22 protein-coding genes are annotated in these 24,248 nt (G+C 69.8%); 14 read left to right on the top strand and 8 right to left on the bottom strand.

Going from position 1 to position 24,248, the window contains the following annotated elements; all coding sequences use genetic code 11:
- Positions 1–100 precede the first annotated feature (100 nt).
- On the bottom strand, positions 101–943 hold the full coding sequence (locus BMG523DRAFT_RS09950) for a PAC2 family protein (RefSeq protein WP_011437037.1): 843 nt from the start codon (positions 941–943) through the stop codon (positions 101–103).
- Positions 944–1,610: 667 nt separating this feature from the next.
- Between BMG523DRAFT_RS09950 and BMG523DRAFT_RS09940 the strand changes: the two genes are divergently transcribed.
- The gene (locus BMG523DRAFT_RS09940; protein WP_023841065.1) at positions 1,611–1,829 is read left to right on the top strand and encodes a hypothetical protein; all 219 of its coding nucleotides are present in this window, start codon (positions 1,611–1,613) and stop codon (positions 1,827–1,829) included.
- 74 nt (positions 1,830–1,903) lie between these two features.
- Complete coding sequence (locus BMG523DRAFT_RS09935) at positions 1,904–2,737, top strand: HAD family phosphatase (protein ID WP_043590985.1); 834 nt, start codon at positions 1,904–1,906, stop codon at positions 2,735–2,737.
- Between the two features lie 41 nt (positions 2,738–2,778).
- Here the strand turns inward: BMG523DRAFT_RS09935 and BMG523DRAFT_RS09930 are convergent, their stop codons facing one another.
- The 3 genes from BMG523DRAFT_RS09930 to BMG523DRAFT_RS09920 all read right to left on the bottom strand — a co-directional run bounded on the left by BMG523DRAFT_RS09930 (position 2,779) and on the right by BMG523DRAFT_RS09920 (position 7,898).
- A complete protein-coding gene (locus BMG523DRAFT_RS09930) occupies positions 2,779–5,310 on the bottom strand; it encodes an ABC transporter permease (RefSeq protein WP_043590962.1) in 2,532 nt (843 codons plus the stop codon).
- A gap of 4 nt (positions 5,311–5,314) precedes the next feature.
- Positions 5,315–6,637, bottom strand: a complete 1,323-nt coding sequence (locus tag BMG523DRAFT_RS09925; protein WP_043590960.1) for an ABC transporter ATP-binding protein — start codon at positions 6,635–6,637, stop codon at positions 5,315–5,317.
- Between the two features lie 349 nt (positions 6,638–6,986).
- Positions 6,987–7,898 carry a PD-(D/E)XK nuclease family protein gene (locus tag BMG523DRAFT_RS09920; RefSeq protein ID WP_011437031.1) on the bottom strand — a complete coding sequence of 304 codons (912 nt, stop codon included), beginning with the start codon at positions 7,896–7,898 and terminating at the stop codon, positions 6,987–6,989.
- Between the two features lie 85 nt (positions 7,899–7,983).
- Here BMG523DRAFT_RS09920 and BMG523DRAFT_RS09915 point away from each other — a divergent pair, with 85 nt between their 5' ends.
- Positions 7,984–9,216 carry a site-2 protease family protein gene (locus BMG523DRAFT_RS09915; RefSeq protein ID WP_083494790.1) on the top strand — a complete coding sequence of 411 codons (1,233 nt, stop codon included), beginning with the start codon at positions 7,984–7,986 and terminating at the stop codon, positions 9,214–9,216.
- Positions 9,217–9,260: 44 nt separating this feature from the next.
- Positions 9,261–10,247, top strand: coding sequence for a tRNA (adenine-N1)-methyltransferase (locus tag BMG523DRAFT_RS09910; RefSeq protein WP_049761090.1), 987 nt, complete (start codon positions 9,261–9,263; stop codon positions 10,245–10,247).
- 93 nt (positions 10,248–10,340) lie between these two features.
- On the opposite strand, the gene BMG523DRAFT_RS09905 is transcribed toward BMG523DRAFT_RS09910, so the two are convergent.
- The gene (locus tag BMG523DRAFT_RS09905; protein ID WP_011437028.1) at positions 10,341–10,664 is read right to left on the bottom strand and encodes a ferredoxin; all 324 of its coding nucleotides are present in this window, start codon (positions 10,662–10,664) and stop codon (positions 10,341–10,343) included.
- A gap of 119 nt (positions 10,665–10,783) precedes the next feature.
- Between BMG523DRAFT_RS09905 and arc the strand changes: the two genes are divergently transcribed.
- From arc to BMG523DRAFT_RS25260, 6 genes are all read left to right on the top strand, one after another.
- Positions 10,784–12,592: a proteasome ATPase gene (gene arc / locus BMG523DRAFT_RS09900; RefSeq protein ID WP_011437027.1), complete on the top strand. Its 1,809-nt coding sequence runs from the start codon at positions 10,784–10,786 to the stop codon at positions 12,590–12,592.
- Between the two features lie 347 nt (positions 12,593–12,939).
- Positions 12,940–14,457, top strand: a complete 1,518-nt coding sequence (gene dop, locus BMG523DRAFT_RS09895) for a depupylase/deamidase Dop (protein ID WP_011437026.1) — start codon at positions 12,940–12,942, stop codon at positions 14,455–14,457.
- 182 nt (positions 14,458–14,639) lie between these two features.
- On the top strand, positions 14,640–14,858 hold the full coding sequence (locus tag BMG523DRAFT_RS09890) for a ubiquitin-like protein Pup (protein ID WP_011437025.1): 219 nt from the start codon (positions 14,640–14,642) through the stop codon (positions 14,856–14,858).
- Between the two features lie 374 nt (positions 14,859–15,232).
- Entirely contained in the window at positions 15,233–16,057 is an 825-nt protein-coding gene (prcB, locus tag BMG523DRAFT_RS09885) for a proteasome subunit beta (protein WP_023841071.1), read from the top strand.
- A gap of 1 nt (position 16,058) precedes the next feature.
- Positions 16,059–16,781, top strand: a complete 723-nt coding sequence (gene prcA, locus BMG523DRAFT_RS09880) for a proteasome subunit alpha (RefSeq protein ID WP_023841072.1) — start codon at positions 16,059–16,061, stop codon at positions 16,779–16,781.
- A 200-nt stretch (positions 16,782–16,981) separates the two neighbouring features.
- On the top strand, positions 16,982–17,158 hold the full coding sequence (locus BMG523DRAFT_RS25260) for a hypothetical protein (RefSeq protein ID WP_157493378.1): 177 nt from the start codon (positions 16,982–16,984) through the stop codon (positions 17,156–17,158).
- A 90-nt stretch (positions 17,159–17,248) separates the two neighbouring features.
- Here the strand turns inward: BMG523DRAFT_RS25260 and BMG523DRAFT_RS09870 are convergent, their stop codons facing one another.
- Complete coding sequence (locus BMG523DRAFT_RS09870) at positions 17,249–17,968, bottom strand: SDR family oxidoreductase (protein WP_023841073.1); 720 nt, start codon at positions 17,966–17,968, stop codon at positions 17,249–17,251.
- A 57-nt stretch (positions 17,969–18,025) separates the two neighbouring features.
- On the opposite strand from BMG523DRAFT_RS09870, the gene BMG523DRAFT_RS09865 reads away from it, so the two are divergent.
- The 3 genes from BMG523DRAFT_RS09865 to BMG523DRAFT_RS09855 all read left to right on the top strand — a co-directional run bounded on the left by BMG523DRAFT_RS09865 (position 18,026) and on the right by BMG523DRAFT_RS09855 (position 21,784).
- Positions 18,026–18,655: a TetR/AcrR family transcriptional regulator gene (locus BMG523DRAFT_RS09865; protein WP_011437020.1), complete on the top strand. Its 630-nt coding sequence runs from the start codon at positions 18,026–18,028 to the stop codon at positions 18,653–18,655.
- A 128-nt stretch (positions 18,656–18,783) separates the two neighbouring features.
- The gene (locus BMG523DRAFT_RS09860; RefSeq protein ID WP_011437019.1) at positions 18,784–19,218 is read left to right on the top strand and encodes a helix-turn-helix domain-containing protein; all 435 of its coding nucleotides are present in this window, start codon (positions 18,784–18,786) and stop codon (positions 19,216–19,218) included.
- Positions 19,219–19,315: 97 nt separating this feature from the next.
- A complete protein-coding gene (locus BMG523DRAFT_RS09855) occupies positions 19,316–21,784 on the top strand; it encodes an excinuclease ABC subunit UvrA (protein WP_235463042.1) in 2,469 nt (822 codons plus the stop codon).
- On the opposite strand, the gene BMG523DRAFT_RS26415 is transcribed toward BMG523DRAFT_RS09855, so the two are convergent.
- Positions 21,747–22,316 carry a DUF4277 domain-containing protein gene (locus BMG523DRAFT_RS26415; protein WP_235463041.1) on the bottom strand — a complete coding sequence of 190 codons (570 nt, stop codon included), beginning with the start codon at positions 22,314–22,316 and terminating at the stop codon, positions 21,747–21,749. The two genes, BMG523DRAFT_RS09855 and BMG523DRAFT_RS26415, sit on opposite strands and share 38 nt — an antisense overlap.
- Positions 22,317–22,396: 80 nt before the next feature.
- Positions 22,397–22,813, bottom strand: a complete 417-nt coding sequence (gene tnpA, locus BMG523DRAFT_RS09845; protein WP_043590958.1) for an IS200/IS605 family transposase — start codon at positions 22,811–22,813, stop codon at positions 22,397–22,399.
- A 22-nt stretch (positions 22,814–22,835) separates the two neighbouring features.
- Here tnpA and BMG523DRAFT_RS09840 point away from each other — a divergent pair, with 22 nt between their 5' ends.
- The gene (locus BMG523DRAFT_RS09840; protein WP_043590980.1) at positions 22,836–24,041 is read left to right on the top strand and encodes an RNA-guided endonuclease TnpB family protein; all 1,206 of its coding nucleotides are present in this window, start codon (positions 22,836–22,838) and stop codon (positions 24,039–24,041) included.
- Positions 24,042–24,248: the final 207 nt, after the last annotated feature.

Raw genomic sequence — 24,248 nt, 5'->3', positions numbered from 1 at the left:
GGAGGTGCGGGGTGCGCCCTGGGCTCCCGGCCCGGGCGTACCCTCGCCCCCTTTCCTTCTTCTACCGATTCTTCTACCGAGCCGGCTCTCTTACCGGCCTTTACTGGCCGCGACGGCGCAGGTACCGTTCGAACTCCCGGGCGATTGCGTCCCCACTGGCCTCGGGCAGCGCCGTCTCGGGCTCGCGTGACTCCAGCGAACGGACGTACTCGGCGACCTCGGTGTCCCCGGCGGCGAGCTCGTCCACCTGCCGTTCCCACGCCTTCGCCCGCTCGGGAAGGTCACCCAGCGGGATCTCGATGTCCAGCAGGTCCTCCACTCGGCGCAGCAGCGCGAGGGTCGCCTTGGGACAGGGCGGGTTAGCCACGTAGTGCGGCACCGCCGCCCAGAACGACACCGAGGCGAGCTCGGCCCGTGCGCATGCCTCCCCGAAGACGCCGACGATGCCGGTCGGCCCCTCATAACGGGACGGCTCCAGCCCGAGTCGGGCAGCCGTCGCCGCGTCCCCGGCGGTTCCGCTGATCGGGACCGGCCGGGTGTGCGGCGAGTCAGCGAGCAGCGCCCCGAGGGAGATCACCATGTCGCTGCCGAGGGCGTGGACGGCCTCGATCAGCTCGTCGGTGAACCCACGCCAGCGCATGTTCGGTTCCAGCCCGCGGATCAGCACCAGGTCCGTCTCGGACTTCGGCGGCCGCGCCACCGACAGGCGGGTGGTCGGCCACGAGATCTTCCGGGAGGCCCCGTCGGTCCCGCTCACCGTCGGTCGGTTCACCTGGAAGTCGTAGTAGTCGTCGGGGTCGATAGCACCGATGACACGGGCCTTGAAGGCGGTCTCCAGATGCTCGACGGCGGCGGACGAGGCATCGGCCGCGTCGTTCCACCCTTCGAAGGCGGCTACTACGACCGGCGACCGTAGTTGACCGACGCCGGAGAACTCGATCACCTACCACCTCCTGCCGCCCCGCGGCGGCCCACTGCCCCCGTGACAGTGCAACGGTACGTCCTCACGGAGACGACTCCTGCCCAGAGCCGACATGCGTGACGTCAGCCTCCCTTATGGCCCGTGAGCCGGTGACCCGCGGACGACCACTGGTCGTCCACGGGGAACCTACGCTGGTCCAGTCTGCCGATGTTCTCGTGGGAACGCCTTTCCTCGGTCTCTCGATGGCGCTAGACCCGGGCGGATCGGACATCCATTCCGGATCGATGCGGTGGCTGCACCGTATCGGCTCTGAACGGATACCCGCCGTCGCGGGAATGCGAACGGCCCGGCCCAGGGCCGCCGCCGGACCGGCGTGCCCCAGCCCGTGTTTGTGCGGACCGCCGCGCCGAGCACACCCGCGCGGTCCGACGTCACGCCTCCGTTCCCGCAGCTGTGCCACCCCGACCGTGCCATCCGCGACCGTGCCACCCGCGACCGTGCCACCCGCGACCGTGCCGTGGGCAACCCGCCGGGACGCGTCCGGCATTCCCACCCCGCAATCATCACCATGCTGTGATCACCGTACCGTGATCACCGTCGTGCCCGTGGCCGACATCCTCGGAGGCGTCCGGACGGGAGGGTAAACCGTACCGGTGGTAGGAGAAACCCGTCCCGGTACTCTTGGCCAGTGCGCGGTGATCTGGTGTCCGTCCTGACCGAGCGTGTGCTGGTGGCCGACGGCGCCATGGGCCCCCTGTTGCAGGCGGCCAGCCTCTGCCTCGACTCGGTGAATTTCGAGGACGGCGACGGCCCGTCGCGCGCCGAGGAGTTCCAGCTCGTGCCGGAGCAGTCCACCTCGGCGATCATCCTGTGCCACCCGGAGGCGAAGTACTTCGCGGCCACGTAGGCACCGTGCGGTCAACCGGGCACCGTGCGGCCGGACGACCCTGAGCTACCGAGCTACCTGAGCTAGGAGTGGACGTGGGGAGCCTTGCGGCGGTTTTCTTCGACATGGATGGCCTGCTCGTTGACACCGAGCCGATTTGGACCATCGCCGAGCACGAGGCGGCGGCGCGGCTGGGCGGCGAGTTCACCCCGGCGATGAAACGAGCCATGATCGGCCACGGCATCGACACCGCCGTGCCGCTCATGGTGTCGATGCTCGGCCTGCCGGCGTCCGACGTGGCGCCGACGGCGGAGTTCCTGCTGCGCCGCTCCGCCGAGCTGTTCCGCGAGCCCGGTGCGATCGTCCCGCAGCCCGGGGCGGTGGAGCTGCTCGTCGCGCTGCGAGCGGCGGGTGTCCCGACCGCGCTGGTTTCCTCGTCCTTCCGCGACCTGATGGAGCCGGTGCTGCACGTCATCGGTGACGAGTTCTTCGCCGTGACGGTCGCCGGCGATGAGGTCACTCGCCGCAAGCCGGACCCGGAGCCCTACCTGACCGCCGCCCGGGTGCTCGGCGTCGACCCGGTTCGCTGCGTCGTCTTGGAGGACAGCCCGTCGGGAGCGCGCGCCGGGGTGGCGGCCGGGTGCGCGACCATCATGATCCCGTCCATGCCGGATCTGCTCGACCTGGCCGCTTCGGGGGCTTCGGGGGCCTCGGGGGCCTTGGAGGCCTTGGAGGCCTCGGGCGTCGCGGCTCGCGGCGAGCCGGTGCCCGCCGGGCTCGCGGCGCTCCTGGCGAGCCTGCACGACGTCACCCCGGACCTCATGGAGTCCCTCACCACCCCCCGCCTCAGCCCGCCCCTTCGCCCCAGCCGTCCTGGATGCGAGGTTGGGGGAGTAAGGCACGGTTTTGGGGGCGAAGACCGGGCGTAGGTCCCCCGAACGGCGTCGGAGGGGGTGTGGGGTTGGGTGGGTCAGACGGCGGAGATGGCGCGCAGGACGTCCATGCGAGCGGCGCGCCGGGCGGGGAAGACAGCGGCGAGCACGCCGAGGATCGCCCCGGTGAGGACCACGAGCAGGATCGTCCGTACCGGGTAGGCGAACGTGCTGATTCCCAGGGAGGCCAGCGCCTTCGTCAGCGCCCAGCCGAAGATGCTCCCGACGACGACGCCCAGCACGGCTCCGAAGACCGAGATGATCACTGATTCAAGGATGACCATCAGCCTCATCTGCGACCGCGTCATGCCGACCGCACGCAGCAGACCGATCTCCCGGGTCCGTTCGATTACCGAGAGCGCCAGGGTGTTGACGATACCGAACAGTGCGATGATGACCGCCAGGGCCAGCAGCACGTAGATGAACCCGAGCAGCTGGTCGACCTGCTTCTCCTGCTGTGCGACGAACTCGGACTGGTCCCGGACCTCCACCGTGGCGAACGACTTGACCACCGTGGCGATCTCGGCCCGGACCATCGCCGGGTCCGCCCCGCTCGCCCTCTTCACCAGGACGAACAGGTCGAGGTCATCGGTGGAGTGCCGGGCGAACTCGCTCGTGGAGATGATCCACTTGCCGGCCACCTGGCTCTTCTTGTAGGTGCCCACCAGAGTCAGCTCCGCGCGGCCGTCGGCGAAGGTGACCGGGACCTTCTGCCCCACCCGTAGCTGGTGGTCCGCGGCGGTGGAGTCCTCGGCCAGGATCGTGCCGTCGCCGAGGGCGTGGACGTCACCGGTCACCTCCTTGATGGCCAGCATCTTGACCAGGCCCGCTGGGTCGCCGGCCAGCACCTGGGAGCTCTGCCCGGAGATCTTCACCAGGCCGCCCCGAAGACCCGTGGCGATCTCGATGCCGGGCTTGCCGGCCAGCTCGCGAGCCACCTCACCGCTGAATCCCTGCCCGAAGTTCTGCGGGGTCAGGTAGAAGTCGGCACCGAGGCTGTTCGACACCGTCTCCCGCACCGACTCCTTGATCGACTGTCCGAGCACGGAGAAGGCGCTGACCAGGGCGAGTCCGATCATCAACGCGGAGGCGGTGGAGGCGGTCCGGCGCGGGTTGCGCATCGCGTTCTCCCGGCCGAGTCGGCCGGTGGCCCCGAACATCCTCGCCAACGGTGCGCCGAGGACCCGGGTGATCGGTCCGGACAGCAGCGGTGAGAGGGTGGCGACGCCGAGGAAGATCCCCGCCGCGCCCACCCCGACGGCGGTGGCTCCCGGCTTGCCCGCCGAGGCGGTGCCGAGGATCAGCAGGACGATGCCGAGCGCGGTGAGCACCGACCCGGCGATCGCCCGGGAGCGCAGCGAGCGGGTCGGCAGCACGTAGGTCTCCCGCATCGCCGCGATCGGTGGCACCGACGCGGCCTTGCGGGCCGGCACGAACGCCGCCGCAGCGGTGATGAGCACGCCGACGGCGTAGGCGATCACGACGGTGCGGGGGCGGAAGACCAGCGCACCGCTGGGCAGCGCCACGCCGAACACACCGACGGCGACGCGCAGCAGCAGCGCGAGCCCCGCGCCGGACACCAGGCCGACAGTGGCCCCGGCGAAGCCGACCAGTGCCGCTTCGACCTGCAGGGACACCTGGACTTGACGTTTGCTCGCCCCGATTGCTCGCAGCAGGGCCAGCTCCCGCACCCGTTGGGCGACGAGCATCGTGAAGGTGTTGAAGATGATGAAGGCGCCAACGAAGACCGAGATGGCGGCGAAGATCAGCAGAAAGGTGGAGAAGCCGCTGACGGCGTTCTGCACAGCGCTGGCGCTCTCGTCCGCCAACTGCCTGCCGGTGATCGCCTCGACACCCGGTGGGAGTGCGGCGGCGACCCGGGCCCGCAGCTCCTCCTGGGTCAGGCCGGGCCCGGCGGCCAGGTGGATCGCGCTGAACCGGTCGGGCGCGAGCAGGACCCGCTGGGCGGTGGCGGTGTCGAACGCGGTGACAGCGGCGCCCCCGAGACTGTCCTGACCGCCGATCCGGAAGGTGCCGACCAGGGTGTACCGCGCGGGCGGACCCTTGGTCTGCACCGAGATCTTTGCCCCGAGCGACAGATGGAGCTTCTTCGCGGTTGCCCGGTCGACGACGATCTCTCCGGGGCCGGGCGGGCGACCCTCGGCGATCTCCTCCGCCGAGGTGGGCTGACCCCCGGTCCAGTTGATACCGATCCCCGGCGCACCGTTGGTGTTCGAGGGCTTGCCGGTGGCCGGGTTGACGAGGACGGCCTGGCCGTTGACCTTGCCGACCGCCACCCGCACCCCGTCCACTCCGGCGGCGGTGGAGACGAGCGAGGCCGGCAGCGGAGGGCGGCCGACGTCGCTCGTCGGGTCGATGGCGTTGACCGAGCGCACGGCGACGCTGACGTTCTTGTTGATGTCGGCGAAGAGGGTGTCGAACGTCCGGTTGAGGGTGTCGGTCAGGACCAGGGTCCCGGTCACGAAGCTCACCCCGGCGACGACCGCCAGCATGGAGAGCACCAGCCGGACCTTGCGGGCCAGCAGACTCTTGAGGGTGGCGCGCAGCATCGGCTCAGGCCCAGCCCGCCGGCTCCGTGCCGTCCGGGTGGTAACTGTCCCCCCCGCCGTCGACACGGCCGGGGTCGGTGAGCGGAGGCCCGCCGCCAGGCCTCGGCACCGGCCGGTGGTGGGAGCGGCCGGAGTAGTACTCCTCGCCGTGGCGCGTGCCGCCGACCCGCCTTGACGCCGGCTGCCCACCGGCGTCGGGCCCGAGGTCCGGGGCGGGGATCGCCTCGAACTGGCCGGTGCGCCGCTCCGGGTAGTGGCCCTGGTAGGGATCGTGCTCGTCTCGCCCGTAGGTCGGCTGGTCCGGGTAGGCCTGGTCCGGGTAGGCTTGGCCCGGGTAGGCGTAGTCGTCGTAGTCACCGGCAGGCCCGTAGCGACCGTCGGTGTCGTTATGGTCGTCCCGGTCGTCGGCGATCTCGCCGTCGGCCGCCAAGCCGCCCGTGGCGGCGTCGAGGTGCTTCATCCGGTCCAGCACCTCCTCCGCGGTCGGGTTCGCGATCGCGTCAACGAGTCGACCGTCGGCAAGGAAGATCACTTCATCCGAGTAGGACGCCGCCGTCGCGTCGTGGGTGACCATGACGATCGTCTGCCCGAGTTCGGAGACCGAGTCACGCAGGAACGACAGCACCTCGGCTCCCGACCGGGAGTCAAGGTTGCCGGTCGGCTCGTCGGCGAAGATGATCTCCGGCCGGGTGACCAGGGCCCGCGCACAGGCGACCCGTTGCTGCTGACCGCCCGAGAGTTCGCTCGGCCGGTGCTTCAACCGCGGTGCGAGACCGACCGCGTCGATGACGGTGCGCATCCAGGCCCGATCCGGCGAACGCCCGGCGATGCTCAACGGCAGCGTGATGTTCTCGGCCGCGGTCAGCGTGGGCAGCAGGTTGAACTGCTGGAAGATGAACCCGATGCGGTCGCGACGCAACCGGGTCAGTTGCTTGTCGGACAGCCGGGACAGGTCCACGTTGCCGATGAAGACCCGTCCCCGGGTGACCGTGTCCAACCCGGCCAGGCAGTGCATCAGCGTCGACTTCCCCGACCCGGACGGCCCCATGATCGCGGTGAATCGGCCGCGGGGGAAGGCCAGGTCGATCTCGCGCAGTGCCGTGACGGTGGTGTCACCGGAGCCGTAGACCTTCGTCAGCCTGGCGGCGCGGGCCGCGGGTGCGGCGTCCGGTCCGTCTTCTCGCCGGCCGCCCGGGTGCTCGGGAACCCGGCCGTCACGGCCGGCACCGTACTCGCCGGGCCGCGACCCGCGGTCCTCTCGGCCGGGCGGGCTGCCCGCGACCGCGCCCCGCTTCCCGCCTCGGGACGATCCGGTCCGTCGGGCCATCGTGATGTCCTCTCCCTCGCGGCGCGCCGTGTCCCTCTCGACACGGTCCCTCTCGACACGTCGTGCCTGCCCTGCCTGCGCTCGGCCCCGACTGACCTGGGACGGCTGTTCGGCTACCGTGGTCGATCTCCCCAACGACCGAACGATGATCGGCATCTCGCCGTCGCTGACTGTACCGCCGGCAGTATTGAAGGTCCGACCAATATTACTTTTGGTGATCGGGCGATATGGCATGCCTCCGAGGACGCCCGGTGGAGCCACCGCCGCCGGCGAGCTGAGGATGCCGGCACCGTAAACGGGCTGTCCGCGGGGAACGGGGTCCGGACGGGGTCCGGCCTGAAGACCGCCATCAGCCGTCCGCCTCGCAGACGGTGGGGGCGGTCTCGTCGAGCGGCACCGCGGATGTCTGCTGCGGTAGCGGTGGTGGGGTGCCGCCGAAGGCTGGGCATCGAGCCTGATGGTCGCACCAGGAACACAGTCTGTTCGGGGTGGCGCGCCAGTCCCCGGTGCGGTGCGCGCGGTCGATCGCCGCCCACAGGGCCTCGATCCGTCGCTCGGCGGCCCGCAGGTCGGCCTCGTCGGGGGTGGCCCGCAGCCAGGTGCGGTCACCGAGGTAGTACAGCCGCAGCTCGCGCGGGATCACCCCACGGATCCGCCAGAGCAGCAGGGCGTAGAACTTCATCTGGAACATCGCCGAGCTCTCGAACGCCGGGCCGGGCGAGCGGCCGGTCTTGTAGTCGACCACCCGCAGGGCGGGTCCCTGCGCCGTGGTCGCCTCGTCAAGCCGGTCCAGGTAGCCCCGCAGCCGCAGGCCGGAGTCGAGCACGTGCTCGACGTACAGCTCGCGGGCCACCGGCGCCAGCCGTGACGGATCCTCCAGCGCGAAGTATCCGGCGAGCAGTTCGCGGGCCGACTCCAACCACGCCGCCAGTTCGTCGCGGCCACCGAACAGCGCCTCGACCGCCGGCTCGCGGGCGCGCACCGTATCCCAGGCCGGCTCGACCAGCTCCCGCGCGGCCTGCAGGGTACGCCGGGACGCCGGGAGATCGAACAGCTTCTCCAGGACCGCGTGCACCACGGTCCCGCGGGTCGCGGCCTCGCTCGGCGGCTCGGGGAGCCGGTCGACGACCCGGAACCGGTAGCGCAACGGACAGTTGACGAAGTCCGCCGCCCGCGACGGTGACAGCGAACCGATCAACGGCCGGGGTGCGGCCGACGCCACCGATCCCGGGATGGCAGGAGAGCGCTGCGTCGAGGTCATGTCCTGGACCCTAGATCCCCCTACCGACATCTTCGCCACTCGGTCCCGGACGACGGGTCGGGGTATGGTCCGTAGCATCGGATCCATGGCGGATCAGCACGGCGGCGCGGGTTCGGGCGGCGCGGGTTCGAGCGGCGCGGGTTCGAGCGGCGCGGGTTCGAGCGCCCACGGCGGCGCGGGCCCGGCGGGGCAGGCTCCGAGTGAGCGACCCCCCGGCGTGCCGGTCGGGCGGATCCGCGGTGTTCCCATCGTCATCTCGCCGTTCGCCCTCGTCTTCGCCGTCCTCGTCGCCTACCTGCTCTCCGGCTCGATCCGCGACCGGCTGCCGCTGGCGTCCGACGGGCGGATCCTCGCGCTCTCCTCGTTGATCTCTATCGGCTTCCTGGCCTCCCTGCTCGCCCACGAGATCGGTCACGCTCTGACGGCGCTGGCGTTCGGTCACACCGTGCGGTCCGTGACCCTGCACGGCTTCGCCGGGTTCACCGAGTTCGAGCCGGAGCCCCGCAGCGCCGGCCGCGAGTTCCTGATCGCCTTCGTCGGCCCGGCGGTCAACGGGGTGCTGGCCGCCGGCTGTCACCTCGGCCTGCTCGGCCTCGACGACACCAGCGACGCCGCCGCGGTCCTGCACGATCTCGGACTCATCAACGCCGCGTTGTTCCTCTTCAACCTGGCACCGGGCCTCCCGCTGGACGGTGGACGGGTGGTCGTCGCCGCGGTGTGGGGTCTGACGCGCGACAAGCTGCGGGGGCTGCGGGCCGGTGCCTACGGCGGGTTCGTCGTCGCCGCCGGCCTGGTCGTCTGGGGTGCGTCGACCTCCGACGGCATCGGCATGGTGTACACCTATGCTCTGGCGGGCTTCCTCGCGTTCGCGGCCTACCAGTCGCTGCGCGCCGCGCAGGTGCGGGAGCGGCTGCCCGGCCTGTGCGCCGGTCGCCTTGCGCGCCGGACGCTGCCCGTCGAGGGTGCCGTTCCGCTGGCGGAGGCGCTGCGGCGAGCTCAGGAGGTCGGCGCCACCGCCGTCGCGGTGATCGACCGTGACGGCAGCCCCCTGAAGATCATGAATGGCTCCGCGGTCGACGCGCTGCCGGAGCATCGGAGACCCTGGATGACCGTGGATGAAGTGAGTCGGGTGATCTCGCCCGGCATGGTCCTCGACGCCGATCTGGAAGGCGAGGCCCTGCTGGCGGCCGTGCAGCGGGTGCCGGCGTCGGAGTACCTCGTCAAGCAGGCGGGCCGCCCGGTCGGCGTGCTCGCGATGGTGGATCTCGTCGCCCGTATCGATCCGGCCGCCGCCGCCCGCATGGTGGCGTCCCGGTGAGCGCCCCGCCCGACGAGTCGGTGTCCCCGGGGCAGGTGCCGTCCCTGGCCGGCGGTTACGCTCCGCCTCCGACCGGCGCCGCTCATCGCCGAGGCCTGTTCACCAAGGGTGACCGGGTGCAGCTGACTGATCCCAAGGGGCGCCGGCACACCGTCGTCCTCGAACCGGGCAGGCAGTTTCACACCCACCGGGGAGCCGTCGAGCACGACGCCCTGCTCGGCCGGCCGGAGGGGATCGTCGTCACCAGCACGGGTGGTACCGACTACCTGGCGCTGCGCCCGCTGCTCGTCGACTTCGTGCTGTCCATGCCGCGCGGGGCGACCGTGGTGTACCCCAAGGACGCGGCGCAGATCGTCACCTACGCGGACATCTTCCCGGGCGCCAGGGTGCTGGAGGCCGGCGTCGGGTCCGGGGCGCTGTCGTGCTCGCTGCTGCGTGCCATCGGCGACTGCGGGCGTCTGGTCTCCTACGAGCGGCGCGCGGACTTCGCCGAGATTGCCCGGCGCAACATCGAGGCGTTCTTCGGCGGCCCGCATCCCGCCCACACCGTGCTGGTCGGGGAGCTGGCCGAGACAACCGAGCGTGACGTCGACCGGGCTGTCCTCGACATGCTCGCGCCCTGGGAGGTCGTTGACGCCGTCAGCGCGGCGCTGGTGCCCGGCGGGGTGGTCTGTGCCTACGTCGCTACCACCACCCAGCTTTCCCGGATCGTCGAGACGCTACGGGCGCACGGCACGTTCACGGAGCCCGCGGCGTGGGAGTCGATAATGCGGGACTGGCACGTCGAGGGTCTGGCCGTGCGGCCTGGCCACCGCATGGTCGGCCACACCGGTTTCCTGGTGACCGCGCGGCGCCTCGCCGAGGGGGTCACTCCTCCGGTGCGCCGCCGCCGGCCGGCGAAGGGCGCGCCGATCGGGATCGATCCCGCCTCCGAGACCGCCCCCGAGCCCAGGGCCGAGACCGAGCCCAGGGCCGAGACCGACCGATCCCGGGACGCCGACCCAGGGTCGGCGACGATCCAGCCGATGTGACGTATCCCATGGGGTCCCATGGGGCAGGCCATTCCCATGGGGTCCCATGGGGCAGGCCGTGGTCGCGAGTGTACCGGCCGGCCGGGCCCATCGTCAGCCGACGGGCCCGCCGGCCTCCAGCGTGCCGTCGGGGCGTTCCACGTAGATGCACGTCCCCGGACACTCGTCGGCCGCGTCGACCACCGCGTCGACGAGCGGCAGCGGCACCGGGACGTAGGCGCCGGGCTGCGTCTGCAGCTCGCCCGCGCTGTCCTTGACGTAGGCCAGACCGTCGACGTCGAACTCGAAGACGGCGGGAGCGAGTTGCGCGCACAGACCGTCGCCGGTGCAGGCATCCTGGTCGACCCGCACCCGCAGGTCTGCCGAAACGCCCGGCTTCGCTGGAGTTGCCACAGGGCTCCGATCTTCTGTCAGCATGGCACCGTAACCCGCTGTTTACGGCAAAGCTGGATCGTCCTTGCCCGACCGGCCTGCCAGCGGCGGTCACAACGGTAGTGTGGGTGCGTCCCGGTCAGCACGGGGGAGGTGGAGGCGCAGTGTCCGGTCCCCGTTCGGGCTCTGGCTCCGATGGGAGCACGGGTCGTCCAGGTGATGCCGAATCACGGCGGTCGGCGTACGAGAAGGAAACACACGAGCTCACGACGCAGGTCGCCTTCCTGGAAGAGGAAGTGGCCATGCTGCGGCGTAAGTTGTCCGAATCGCCCAGGCAGCTCAGGGTGCTGGAGGAACGGCTCGCGGAGATCCAGGCGGAGTTGTCGGCTGTCACGGGACAGAACGACAGGCTCGTCGCGACTCTCCGCGAGGCGCGAGACCAGATCGTCACCCTGAAGGAGGAGGTCGACAGGCTCGCGCAGCCGCCCAGCGGCTACGGGATCTTCGTCTCCTCCTACGAAGACGGCACCGTCGACGTGTTCACTCAGGGCAGAAAGCTCCGGGTGACCGTGTCGCCGAGCGTCAACATCAGTGATCTCTTGCCCGGCCAGGAGGTCATGCTCAACGAGGCGCTGAACGTGGTCGAGACGCGCGCGTTCGAGCGGCAGGGTGAGATCGTCCTACTCAAAGAGGTCCTCGAGGGTGGGGACCGGGCGCTGGTGCTCGGTCACACCGACGAGGAGCGGGTGGTCATGCTGGCCCAGCCGCTTCTCGATGGACCGATCCGGTCCGGGGACTCGTTGTTGATCGAGTCCCGTTCCGGCTACGCCTTCGAGCGGATTCCCAAGTCCGAGGTCGAGGAGCTCGTCCTCGAAGAGGTTCCCGACATCGGCTACGAACAGATCGGCGGCCTGAAGAGCCAGATCGAGTCGATCCGGGACTCGGTCGAGCTGCCGTTCCTGTACAAGGAGCTCTACCGGGAGCATCAGCTCAAGCCACCGAAGGGTGTGCTGCTCTACGGCCCGCCCGGCTGCGGCAAGACGCTGATCGCCAAGGCGGTCGCCAATTCGCTGGCCAAGAAGGTCGAGGCGAAGACCGGCGGCCAGGGCACCGGTCGGGCGTTCTTTCTGAATATCAAGGGTCCCGAGCTGCTCAACAAGTTCGTCGGCGAGACCGAGCGGCAGATCCGGCTGGTGTTCCAGCGGGCGCGTGAGAAGGCGTCCGAGGGAATGCCGGTGATCGTGTTCTTCGACGAGATGGACTCGATCTTCCGGACCCGTGGCTCGGGGGTGTCCTCGGACGTGGAGAACACGATCGTCCCGCAGCTGCTCAGCGAGATCGACGGCGTCGAGCAGCTCGAGAACGTCATCGTGATCGGCGCGTCCAACCGCGAGGACATGATTGATCCGGCGATCCTGCGGCCGGGTCGGCTCGACGTGAAGATCAAGGTGGAGCGGCCCGATGCCGAGGCGGCTCGGGACATCTTCGCCAAGTACGTCGTGCCGGAGCTGCCGCTCTACCCGGATGACCTGGCCGAGTTCGGCGGTAACCGGGAGGCGACCGTTCAGGCCATGATCCAGCGCGTGGTCGAGCGGATGTACGCGGAGAGCGAGGAGAACCGCTTCCTCGAGGTGACCTACGCCAACGGCGACAAGGAGGTCCTGTACTTCAAGGACTTCAACTCCGGCGCGATGATCGAGAACATCGTCGCCCGGGCCAAGAAGATGGCGGTCAAGGAGCACATCGAGGGCGGGCAGAAGGGGCTGCGCATGCAGTACCTGCTCGCCGCCTGCATGGACGAGTTCAAGGAGAACGAGGACCTCCCGAACACGACCAACCCGGACGACTGGGCCCGGATCTCCGGGAAGAAGGGCGAGCGGATCGTCTACATCCGCACGCTCGTCACCGGAACGAAGGGTACCGAGGCCGGCCGTTCGATCGACACGATCGCGAACACCGGCCAGTACCTGTAACGGTCGCAGTAGTACCTGTAACGGCCGTTATCTGTAAGGGGCTCGGGTCCCGTGTTCCGCCCAACGGCGGGACACGTGCCACCGCCGTGACCCCGGGGTCACTCGGCCCCGGGGTCACGGCGGTGCTCTGGGTGGCATCGCGGCGTTGCGTTGGGCATCGCGGCACTGGCACCCCTGGGTGTATCCTCCCGCCCGCATCCGCGGTGGACGCCGGTCGGTCGGACTACCGTGTCGCCACCGAATTCTGACGATAGGCGTGGCTGCGGACGTGTCATCCCGAGCGGCCCAGAGCAAACAAGGCAGACGTCCGGCTAACCGACCGCCCGTGTAGCACCTACGCTTGCAGAGTGAGCGCGCGTCGGATCATGGGGATCGAGACCGAGTACGGCGTATCGGTGCCCGGTCAGCCGAACACCAATCAGATGTTGGCTTCGTCGTTGGTGGTGAACTCGTATGCCAGTCGAACATCGGCACCGGGTAGCCGCGCCCGATGGGACTTCGAGGAGGAGTCACCGCTGCGCGACGCCCGGGGCTTCGAACTGCCCCGCGAGCCGGCGGTCGATCCGAGCGCCCCGGCCAACGAGGACGATCTCGGCTTGGCCAACGTCATCCTGACCAGCGGGGCGCGGCTCTACGTCGATCATGCGCACCCGGAGTTCTCCTCGCCCGAGGTCACCAACCCTCGCGACGCCGTGCTGTGGGACAAGGCCGGGGAGCGGGTGATGGCCGAGGCCGCCCGCCGGGCGTTGTCCGTGCCCGGCTCCAAGCCGGTCTACCTCTACAAGAACAACACCGACAACAAGGGCGTCTCGTACGGATGCCATGAGAACTACCTGATGGCACGGTCGACGCCCTTCGGGGAGATCGTCCGTAACCTCACCCCGTTCTTCGTCTCCCGTCAGGTCGTCTGCGGGGCCGGGCGGGTCGGGATCGGTGTCGACGGCCGGGAGCCGGGGTTCCAGATCAGCCAGCGGGCCGACTTTTTCGAGGTCGAGGTGGGGCTCGAGACCACGCTGAAGCGGCCCATCATCAACACCCGGGACGAGCCGCACGCCGACCCGGAGAAGTACCGCAGGCTGCACGTCATCATCGGCGACGCGAACATGAGCGAGGTCGCCACCTACCTGAAGGTGGGAACGACCTCCCTGGTCCTCTCGATGATCGAGGACGGCTGGTTCACCGCGGACCTGTCGGTGGACGGGCCCGTGGCGGCGCTGCGGGCGATCTCGCACGATCCCTCCCTCAAGCATCTGGTTACTCTGCGCGACGGTCGTCGGATGACCGCGGTGCAGCTGCAGATGGAGTACTTCGAGCAGGCCCGCAAGTACGTCGAGGACCGGTTCGGTGCCGACGTCGACAGCCAGACCGCCGACGTGCTCTCCCGCTGGGAGTCGATCCTCGGCCGCCTCGAGGTCGACCCGATGAGCTGCGTCCGCGAGCTTGACTGGGTCGCGAAGCTGTCGATCCTGGAGGGCTACCGGTCGCGGGACGGCCTGGCCTGGGACTCGCCGCGGCTGGAGCTCGTCGACCTGCAGTACCACGACGTCCGTCCGGACAAGGGCCTCTACAACCGCCTGGTGGCCCGGGGCCGGTTCGATCTCGTCGTCAGCGAGGAGGAGGTCACCCGGGCGATGACCGAGCCTCCTGAGGACACCCGCGCCTTCTTCCGGGGCCGCTGCCTCGCGCTCTACCCGCAGCAGGTCGCCGCCGCGTCCTGGGACTCGGTCATCTTCGACATCGGTCGGGACTCGTTGCAGCGGGTGCCGACGCTGGAGCCGCTGCGCGGCACGAAGGCGCACGTGGGCGAGCTGCTCACCCGCTGCCCCACGGCGAGTGATCTGGTGGACGCGCTCGCCGGCCGCTGAAAGCCGGCGCCGATCCCGGTCGGGAGAGCCGGCGCCGATCCCTGGCAGGAGGTTCACGTTGCGCCCTGGGCGGACGTCGCGACGTAGCGGCTGGTTCGTGATGGAGTGGACCTCTCACCGATCGAACGGATGGTGTCGGTGGGGCGGGATAGTGTCGCGCCAGGCGATCGAAGGAGGGCTTCATGGCCACCAGGGACAGCGGCGGCGGGCAGCAACGCGCGGACCGTCGGGCGGAGGAGATCGACGACGTCGCGACCGAGGACACGAGTGCCTCCGACCTCAAGGAGCGGCACGAGAAGCTGTCCGAGGACGTCGATTCCCTGCTCGATGAGATCGACGACGTCCTGGAGGAGAACGCCGAGGAGTTCGTGAAGGGCTATGTCCAGAAGGGCGGCCAGTAACGGCCGTCTGGTAGCCGGCCGTCTGGTAGCCGGCGGTCCGGTAGCCGGCGGTCCGGTAGCCGGCGGTCCGGTAGCCGGCGGTATCGGGCGCCGTGGATGACGCCCGGCGGTGGTAGCTCTGGCGGGGTCGACGCCGCCGGGTGAGGCCGCGTTCCGCGGGGGTCCGGCGCCGCACCGCCCGCGTGCCCCGGTGCAGGTCGGCGGGCCGCACGCGCGGCCGTGACCGCCTTCCCGGCCGACCCGTTCGACCGGCCTGCCCGCCAGCTTCGGGGGGCGATAGCCCTATGTTGTGCTTCATCTGTAACGTCGGGCCGGGAGCCTCGGGGACGCCCCGGGCGCGCGGCCCACGTGACCGACTATCGGAAGGGGGATGCGTGGCTGATCCATTGGGGGCCGCCGGGCGCCTACCGGCTGTGTTCATGACGCCGGGAACATCGTCGTTCGCCGATTTCCTGTCGCGGTCGGCGCCGCACCTGCTGCCGGGGGCCCGGAGTGGCCTGCCGGGGCCGGTCACCGAGGTGGCGCACGGCACGACGATCGTGGCGGTGGCGTTTCCCGGTGGCGTGATCATGGCCGGTGACCGGCGCGCGACACAGGGGCACATGATCGCTCAGCGGGACGTCGAGAAGGTCCATCACGCCGACGACTACTCCTGTGTGGGGTATGCCGGCACCGCCGGGGTCGGCGCCGAGCTGATCCGGCTGTTCCAGGTGGAGCTGGAGCACTACGAGAAGATCGAGGGGTCGACGCTGAGCCTGGACGCGAAGGCCAACCGGCTGGCGGCCATGGTCAAGGGGAACCTGCCGATGGCCCTGCAGGGCCTCGCCGTCGTCCCGCTGTTCGCCGGGTACGACCTCGACACGGGCAAAGGGCGGATCTTCTCCTACGACATCGCGGCGGCGAAGTCGGAGGAACGCACGTACGAGTCGATCGGTTCGGGCTCGGTGTTCGCGAAGGGTTCACTGAAGAAGCGGTTCCGGTCCGATCTCAGCCAGGACGACGCCGTCCGGATCAGCGTCGAGGCCCTCTACGACGCCGCCGACGACGACTCGGCGACCGGCGGGCCGGACGTAATCCGCAAGCTGTACCCGATCGTCGCGGTCGTGACGGCGGACGGCTACCGTCGCTATGCCGACGATGAGATAGAACCGGTGGTGACGGCCATCATCGCGGACCGTTCGACGAACTCGGGAGGCTGACGTGACCATGCCGTTCGGATACGCGAGCCCCGAACAGCAGGTCCGCGACAAGTCCGAGTACGCGCGCAAGGGCATCGCGCGGGGTCGCAGCGTCGTCGTCCTCACCTACGAGAACGGGATCCTGTTCGTCGCCGAGAATCCGTCGGCGACCCTGCACAAGATCAGTGAGATCTACGACCGCATCGCGTTCGCCGCGGTCGGCAAGTACAACGAGTTCGAGAACCTGCGGACGGCGGGCATCCGCCTCATGGACTCGCGTGGCTACATGTACGACCGGCGTGACGTGACCAGCCGCGCGCTCGCCAACGCCTACGCGCAGACCCTCGGTGCGATCTTCAGCGAGAGCGTCAAGCCCTACGAGGTCGAGATCGTCGTCGCCGAGGTCGGCACCTCGATCGCCGACGACCAGATCTACCGGCTGACCTATGACGGGTCGATCGCCGACGAGCGGGGTTTCGTCGCGATCGGTGGCGCCTCCGAGCAGGTCACGACGTCGCTGAAGGAGCATCACCGGGACGGCCAGCCGCTCGCCGAGGCGCTGCGTGTCGCGGTGCAGGCCCTGACCGTCGGGGTGCCCCCGGGCCTGCCGCAGAACGGCGAGCGGGTCCTCGCGGCCGCCAACCTGGAGGTCGGCATGCTGGACCGGACCCGGACCCGACGGATGTTCAAGCGGATCGTCGGCCCGGCGCTCGAGGGGCTGCTCGCGCAGACCTCGGCCACCTGACCGGCCACCTGACCGGCCCACCGTGTTCGCCGACTATCGGTCGGTTCCCGGGGCCGCGATGTCCGCCGGGGGATGACCCCGGGATGCCGAGCTCCGCGTGGCATCCCGGGACCGGGCCTGTCACCACCGGAATCTTGGCAGAGCCGTTGTTCTTACACACCCCCGCGCGGGTGCCACCGTGCCCAGCGACGGCGGGCCAGGTGCGGACCGCCGACCGGGCGAACGAGAACGTCGCACGCATCGTCCTGCGGAGCGGTGACACGGCGGCCGGCGATCTTCCCGATGGCTGGTCGCGGGCCGTGCTGCGGGAGCTGGGCACCATCCAGGCCGGCCCGTCTAACCAGGTGGTCAAGCGGCTGCTGACCAACCACCGCTGACGGGATCGCGCTGGTGCTGCCCCGCGACTGCTGGACGCGTTGCACGCGGGGCTGTCGGCAGAAGACGTCGCTGACGGGTTGGAAGGCTGGTCAGCCCATCGACACGAGACGGGCCCCGCCGTCGGTCTCGATGACTGTGCCGGTGAGGTTGGCGTTGGTGGCTGCGACGACGGTGACCTCGGCGATGTCGTCCGCGGTCGCGATCCGCTGGGTGGGGAGCGCCTGGGCGGCTTGGGCGAAGTATGCCTTCCGGGCCTCGTCGGGTATGCCACTCCACCAGGGGGTGTCGACCAGGCCGGGGGAGACGCCGTTGACCCGGATCGGCGCGAGTTCCACAGCAAGCGGCTTGACCAGGGCCTCGACGGCGCCGTTGAGGGCTGCGATGCCTGCGGTTCCTGGCATTCCGGCGCGGGCGGTGATCGCGCCGAGCAACGTGATGGAGCCGGTCGCTGTGAGGTGCGGCACAGCCGCCTGGATGGTGGTGAGGTGAGCCCAGAACTTCGCGTCGAAGGCTCGGCGGAGCATGTCGAAGTCCAGGTCAGCGACAGATCCCGAACCTTCGCTGCCACTGAGGCTGATGATCAGCCAGTCGATTCGGCCGATCGTCTCGATGACGGCGCTGATCTCGGCACGGTTGCCGCCGTCCGCCCGGTGGACGATCAGCTCCGGGTCGCTGGCCGCGACGTCATCGAGCCGCTGCTTGCCGCGGCCGACAACGTGGACCGTTGCGCCAAGGGCTTGCAGCCGCCGGGCGGTGGCCAACCCGATCCCAGACGTTCCCCCGACGACCAGCGCGGTGTGCTCGCTCACGTGATCTCCTAAATCGAACCGTTACGTCTCGTATCGGATTGACGATAGCATGCCTCCGTGACCGACCACCCCATCCCGGTCCGACCCGGACGCAAGCGCAGCGAGGAGAGCCGGCTGGCCATCCTTGCCGCGGCGATCGAGCTCGTGGGAGAGGTTGGCTACGCAGGCTTGACGATCGAGGGCATCGCGGCCCGCTCCGGCGCGGGCAAACAGACGATCTACCGCTGGTGGCCGTCCAAGGCCGACGTGCTGCTTGACGCGCTGGCCACCAAGGCCGACCTGCACGTGCCCATCCCGGACGAGGGCAGTTACACCGCCGACCTGCGTGCCTTCCTCACGGCTAGCTTCCGGCTGGGCCGTGACCAGCGGGTAGCCGATGCACTGCGCGCACTGATGGCCCACGCTCAGATCGACGAGGAGTTCCGGGGACGGTTCCGCTCCTCGTTCTTGCAGCGCCGCCGTGACGCGCTCGGGATCATCCTCGACCGGGCCCGGACCCGCGGCGAGCTGCCACCCGTCCCTTCCCCTGGCACCGCCGCTGACCTCGTCTTCGGCGTCATCTGGTACCGGATGCTTGCCACCAGCCAACCCGTTGACGAGAATCTGATCGACGAACTCGTAACCACGCTCACCGAACCACGACCCGCCGTCGGCACATCCACTCCAGCAGCGAGGAAGGGCACATGAGCGAATCCGTGACGCGGTACTGAACCTGCACGGTCCCATCGCCACCCAGGGCGCGGCGGAGTGGACCGTTCACCTGTCCGTTGCCCGGCCCGTCCACGTGCTCGGCGCGATGTGGCACGATCTGGCAGGTGACGAGCAGACCCGTCGCGGCGCGGCGCCTGATCGACCTCGCGCGGCTGCGCCGCGTCCGCGACCGGATCGACCGGGAGTACGCGCGGCCGCTGGATGTCGAGGCGCTCGCCCGCGGCGCGCACATGTCGGCCGGGCATCTCAGCCGCGAGTTCCGGCTCGCCTACGGCGAGTCGCCGTACGCCTATCTGATGGCGCGGCGCATCGAGCGCGCAATGGCGCTGCTGCGTCGTGGCGACCTGAGTGTCACCGAGGTCTGTTTCGCGGTCGGCTGCTCGTCGCTGGCCACCGCCGCCCTCGACGGCACCTTCGCGCGGCTGCAGGCCAGCGGCGCCGAGGTCGTCCAGGAGCCGACCGAGCAGCCGTACGGCGTTCGCGACTGCGCCTCCCGCGATCCCGCGGGCAACCTGATCCGCATCAACGAGCTCCGCTGAGCCGTCCGGCGATCGCAGCATGACCGGCCCGACGGCACCTCCCGTGCACCAGGCACCTCCCGTGCACCAGGCAGATGGAGACACGATGAGCACGGCCATGAGCACGGCCATGAGCACGGCCACGAGGACGGACCCGCGGTCGCCGGACCCGCGGTCGCCGGACCCGCGGTCGCCGGACCCGCGGTCGCCGGCGCCGCACGTTGCCGACCGCAGCGATGTGATCCGCGTGCACGGCGCGCGCGAGAACAACCTCAGGGACGTCAGCATCGAGATCCCGAAGCGCCGGCTGACGGTGTTCACCGGCGTCTCCGGCTCGGGCAAGAGCTCGCTGGTGTTCGGCACGATCGCCGCCGAGTCGCAGCGGCTGATCAACGAGACGTACAGCGCCTTCGTGCAGGGCTTCATGCCGACGCTGGCGCGGCCCGAGGTCGACGTACTCGAAGGGCTGACAACCGCGATCATCGTCGACCAGCAGCGGATGGGAGCCGACGCCCGCTCCACGGTCGGCACCGCCACCGACGCGAACGCGATGCTGCGCATCCTGTTCAGCCGGCTCGGCGAGCCACACATCGGCTCGCCCAACGCGTTCTCCTTCAACGTCCCCTCGGTCCGAGCGGCCGGCGCGGTCACGGTCGAACGCGGTGCCGGTAAGACCAAGACCGTGAAACAGACCTACACCCGCGCCGGCGGCATGTGCCCGCGCTGCGAAGGCCGGGGCACGGTCTCCGAGATCGACCTCACCCAGCTTTTCGACGACTCCAAGTCGCTCGCCGAGGGCGCGATCACCATTCCCGGCTACAAGGTGGACGGCTGGTGGACGGTGGGGATCTTCATCGAGTCGGGCTTCCTCGACCCGAACAAGCCGATCCGCCAGTACACGAAGAAGGAACTCCGGGACTTCCTCTACAAGGAACCGACCAAGGTGAAGGTCAACGGTGTCAACCTCACCTACGAGGGGCTGGTCCCCAAGGTCCAGAAGTCGTTCCTCGCCAAGGATCCCGACGCCCTGCAGCCGCATATCCGGGCGTTCGTGGACCGGGCGGTCACCTTCACCGCCTGTCCCGACTGCGGCGGCACCCGGCTCAGCGAGGCGGCTCGGTTCTCCAGGATCAAAGGGATCAACATCGCCGACGCCTGCGCGATGCAGATCAGTGACCTGGCCGAATGGGTCCGCGGCCTCGACGAGCCGTCGGTCGCGCCGCTGCTCGCCACGCTGCGGCGGACCCTCGACTCGTTCGTGGAGATCGGGCTGGGCTACCTCTCGCTCGACCGGCCGTCGGGCACGCTGTCGGGCGGCGAGGCGCAGCGCGTCAAGATGATCCGCCACCTCGGCTCCTCCCTCACCGACGTCACCTATGTCTTCGACGAGCCCACCACGGGCCTGCACCCCCATGACATCCGGCGGATGAACGACCTACTGCTACGGCTGCGGGACAAGGGCAACACGGTGCTCGTCGTGGAGCACGAGCCGGAGACGATCGCGATCGCCGACCACGTCGTCGACCTCGGCCCCGGCGCCGGAACGGCGGGCGGCACCGTCTGCTTCGAGGGCACCGTCGAGGGGCTGCGGGCCAGCGGCACCCGCACCGGCCGCCATCTCGACGACCGGGCCGCCCTCAAGGAGGCGGTGCGGACGCCCACCGGCCGGCTAGCGATCCGCGGCGCGACGGCGCACAACCTGCGCGGCGTCGACGTCGACATCCCGCTCGGGGTGCTTGTCGTCGTCACCGGCGTCGCCGGCTCCGGCAAGAGCTCGCTCGTGCACGGGTCGATCCCCCATCTCTCGGGGCCAGCCGGCGCGGGTGTGGTGTCGATCGACCAGGGCGCGATCCGCGGCTCGCGACGGAGCAACCCGGCGACGTACACCGGACTGCTCGACCCGATCCGCAAGGCGTTCGCGAAGGCGGGCGGCGTGAAGCCGGCGCTGTTCAGCGCCAACTCCGAGGGCGCCTGCCCCACCTGCAACGGCGTCGGGGTCATCTACACCGACCTGGCGATGATGGCCGGCGTCGCCACCACCTGCGAGGAGTGCGAGGGGAAACGGTTTGAAGCATCGGTGCTGAAGCACCATCTCGGCGGCCGCGACATCAGTGAGGTGCTCGCGATGTCGGTGACCGAGGCCGAGGAGTTCTTCGGCGCCGGGGAGGCGCGCACGCCGGCCGCGCACGCCATCCTCAACCGGCTCGCCGACGTCGGGCTCGGCTACCTCAGCCTCGGCCAGCCGCTCACCACGCTGTCCGGCGGCGAGCGGCAGCGGCTCAAGCTGGCCACCCACCTGGCCGAGAAGGGCGGCGTCTACGTCCTCGACGAGCCGACCACCGGCCTGCACCTCGCCGACGTCGAGCAGCTGCTCGGCCTGCTCGACCGGCTCGTCGACGCCGGCAAGTCGGTCATCGTCATCGAGCACCACCAGGCGGTCATGGCGCACGCCGACTGGATCATCGACCTCGGTCCCGGCGCTGGCCACGACGGCGGCCGGATCGTCTTCGAGGGCACCCCCGCCGACCTCGTCGCAGCCCGCTCCACCCTCACCGGCGAGCACCTCGCGGCCTACGTCGGCACCTGACCGAGGACACCGGCGTGCTGTTTGAAGCGGACCGGGAGGCTGGCGATGCCGCGCAGGACGAGGTCCTACGGTAGGCGAGGTGGTCCGTGAGCGGCGTCATCGTGATCCCTCTCCGGATGAGCTCGTGCAGCACGAGGCCGAACGCGGTGATCGCCGCGGCGCCGACCGAGCCGACGACGGCCTCGCAGACCGGGGCGAGCGCGCCCAGCGCCCGACCGACCCGGTCGTCGTTCAACACGTCCGGCGCGAGGCCGAACATCTCCCCGACCGCCCACTGGCGTGCCCACCGTTCGACGTGCAGCAGCGGGGCCGGCGAGGTCGGCCGGTTGGCGACCAGCGCGGCGATCACCTGCCCGTGGCTGGCCCGGTTGACCTTGTCACGCATCGGGGCGAGCCGGTCGATCGTGCCCGCGACATCGAGACGGGCCAGGTAGTCACGCACGACGGGCAGCGCGCCGAGCGGCTTCTCCACGCTCGGCGGCCCGTAGTCCATCGCGACCGTCACAGCCAGGAACAGTCCCAGACCCGTCACTACCAGTCGCGACCATCCCGACGTGATCCGAACAAGAGACCAAGCAGCTGGCTCATCGCACGCACGCGCGGAAGACAGGTCTAGGCCGGGCGGGTCTGCTCCTCGATGTACCGGCGGAGCACGTCCAGCGGGGCGCCACCGACGGACCCGGCGAAGTAGGAGCCCGACCACAGCCGGTTCGCCCGCCAGTAGTGCCGGGTCAGCCCGGGGAACTCTTGGCGCATCCGTCGGGACGACACGCCCTTGAGGCTGTTGACCAGCTTGGACAGGGCGACCTTGGGTGGGAAGTTGACCAGCAGGTGGACGTGGTCACGTTCGCCGTTGAACTCGACGAGTTCGGTCTCGAAGTCGACGCACACTGCCCGCATGATCTCTTCCAGGCGGGTCAGGTGCCGGTCGTGGAAGACCCGATGCCGATACTTGGTCACGAAAACCAAGTGGGCGTTCAACGCGAAAACACAGTGTCTGCCGGTACGGATGCTCGGATCGCTGGCCATAGACCAATGCACGAATATGATCGTGCAGCTTCGGTACAGCTTCCGTCTGTACCCGACTCCTGGTCAGGTACAGGCGCTGGCGCGGACGTTCGGGTGCGCGCGGGTGGTGTACAACGATGCGCTCCGCGCCCGGGAGACCGCCCGCGCGGCCGGGCTGCCGTTCCCGAAGACCGGCGACCTGTCCAAGCTGCTGATCACCGAGGCGAAGAAGACCCCGGAACGAGTCTGGCTCGGCGAGGTGTCAGCGGTCGTTCTGCAGCAGTCCCTACGGGACCTCGACACGGCGTACCGGAACTTCTTCGACGGGCTGAAGGGCAAGCGCCCGAGGATGGGCCCACCCCGGTACAAGTCGAAGCGGGACAGCCGCCAGTCGGTCCGGTTCACCGCGAACGCCCGCTGGGCCATCGCCCCCGGCGGGAAACTACGCCTTCCGAAGATCGGCGACGTCGACGTCCGCTGGTCGCGGCGGCTGCCCTCGACACCGTCGACAGTGACGGTGATCCGGGACAGTTCCGGCCGGTACTTCGCGTCCTTCGTTGTGGAGACCGGCCCGGAACCGGCCCTCGCCCAGACGGAGCGTGTGATCGGCATCGATCTGGGGTTGACGCACTTCGCGGTCCTCTCCGACGGTACGAAGATCGCTTCTCCTCGGTTGCTGCGCCGGGCCGAGAAACGCCTGAAGAAGACGCAACGGGACCTGTCCTGCAAGAAGAAGGGCTCGAACAACCGGGCCAAGGCCCGACTGGAAGTCGCCCGTGCGCATGCGTGGGTGGCCGACGCGCGGCGCGCGTTCCACCAGCAGCTCTCCACAAGGCTGATCCGCGAGGACCAAGCGGTCGCGGTGGAGGACCTGGCGGTCAAGGGACTCGCCCGTACCCGGCTGGCCAAGTCAGTGCACGACGCCGGCTGGTCGGCGTTCGTCGCCATGCTGGAGTACAAGGCCGCCCGGTACGGCCGGACGCTGCTCCGGATCGGACGGTTCGAGCCGACGTCGCGGGTCTGTTCGGCCTGCGGGGTGAAGGACGGGCCGAAACCACTCGACGTCCGGAAGTGGACGTGTACGTCCTGCGGGACGGTGCACGACAGGGATGTGAATGCGGCGGTCAACGTCGCGAAGGCGGCCGGACCGGCCGTGTCTGCCCGTGGAGCGCAGGTAAGACCGGGATCCGTGCCGGCACCGCGCGGCGAAGCGGGAACCCACCCGAAGATCACGCCCACCGGGGCGTAGCAGGCGGGAATCTCCGCCCTTCAAGGCGGAGAGGAGGTCAAGGCTGGCCTGCCGGCCCGGGGCGCCGCTGCTCACCGAGGGCCAACTCGTGCTTGCCACCGAGGTGGAGCACGGTGAATACCCGGCGGCCGTGCTCCACGCGATCGCCGAGGGCCGCACCCAGTACAACGAGATCAAGGACTATATTCGGGCTGAACCGGCCCGTAC

Origin of the sequence: Frankia sp. BMG5.23, assembly GCF_000685765.2 — a bacterium.
Classification (GTDB): Bacteria; Actinomycetota; Actinomycetes; order Frankiales; family Frankiaceae; genus Frankia; species Frankia casuarinae.
This window is presented reverse-complemented; position numbering and strand designations above follow the sequence as displayed.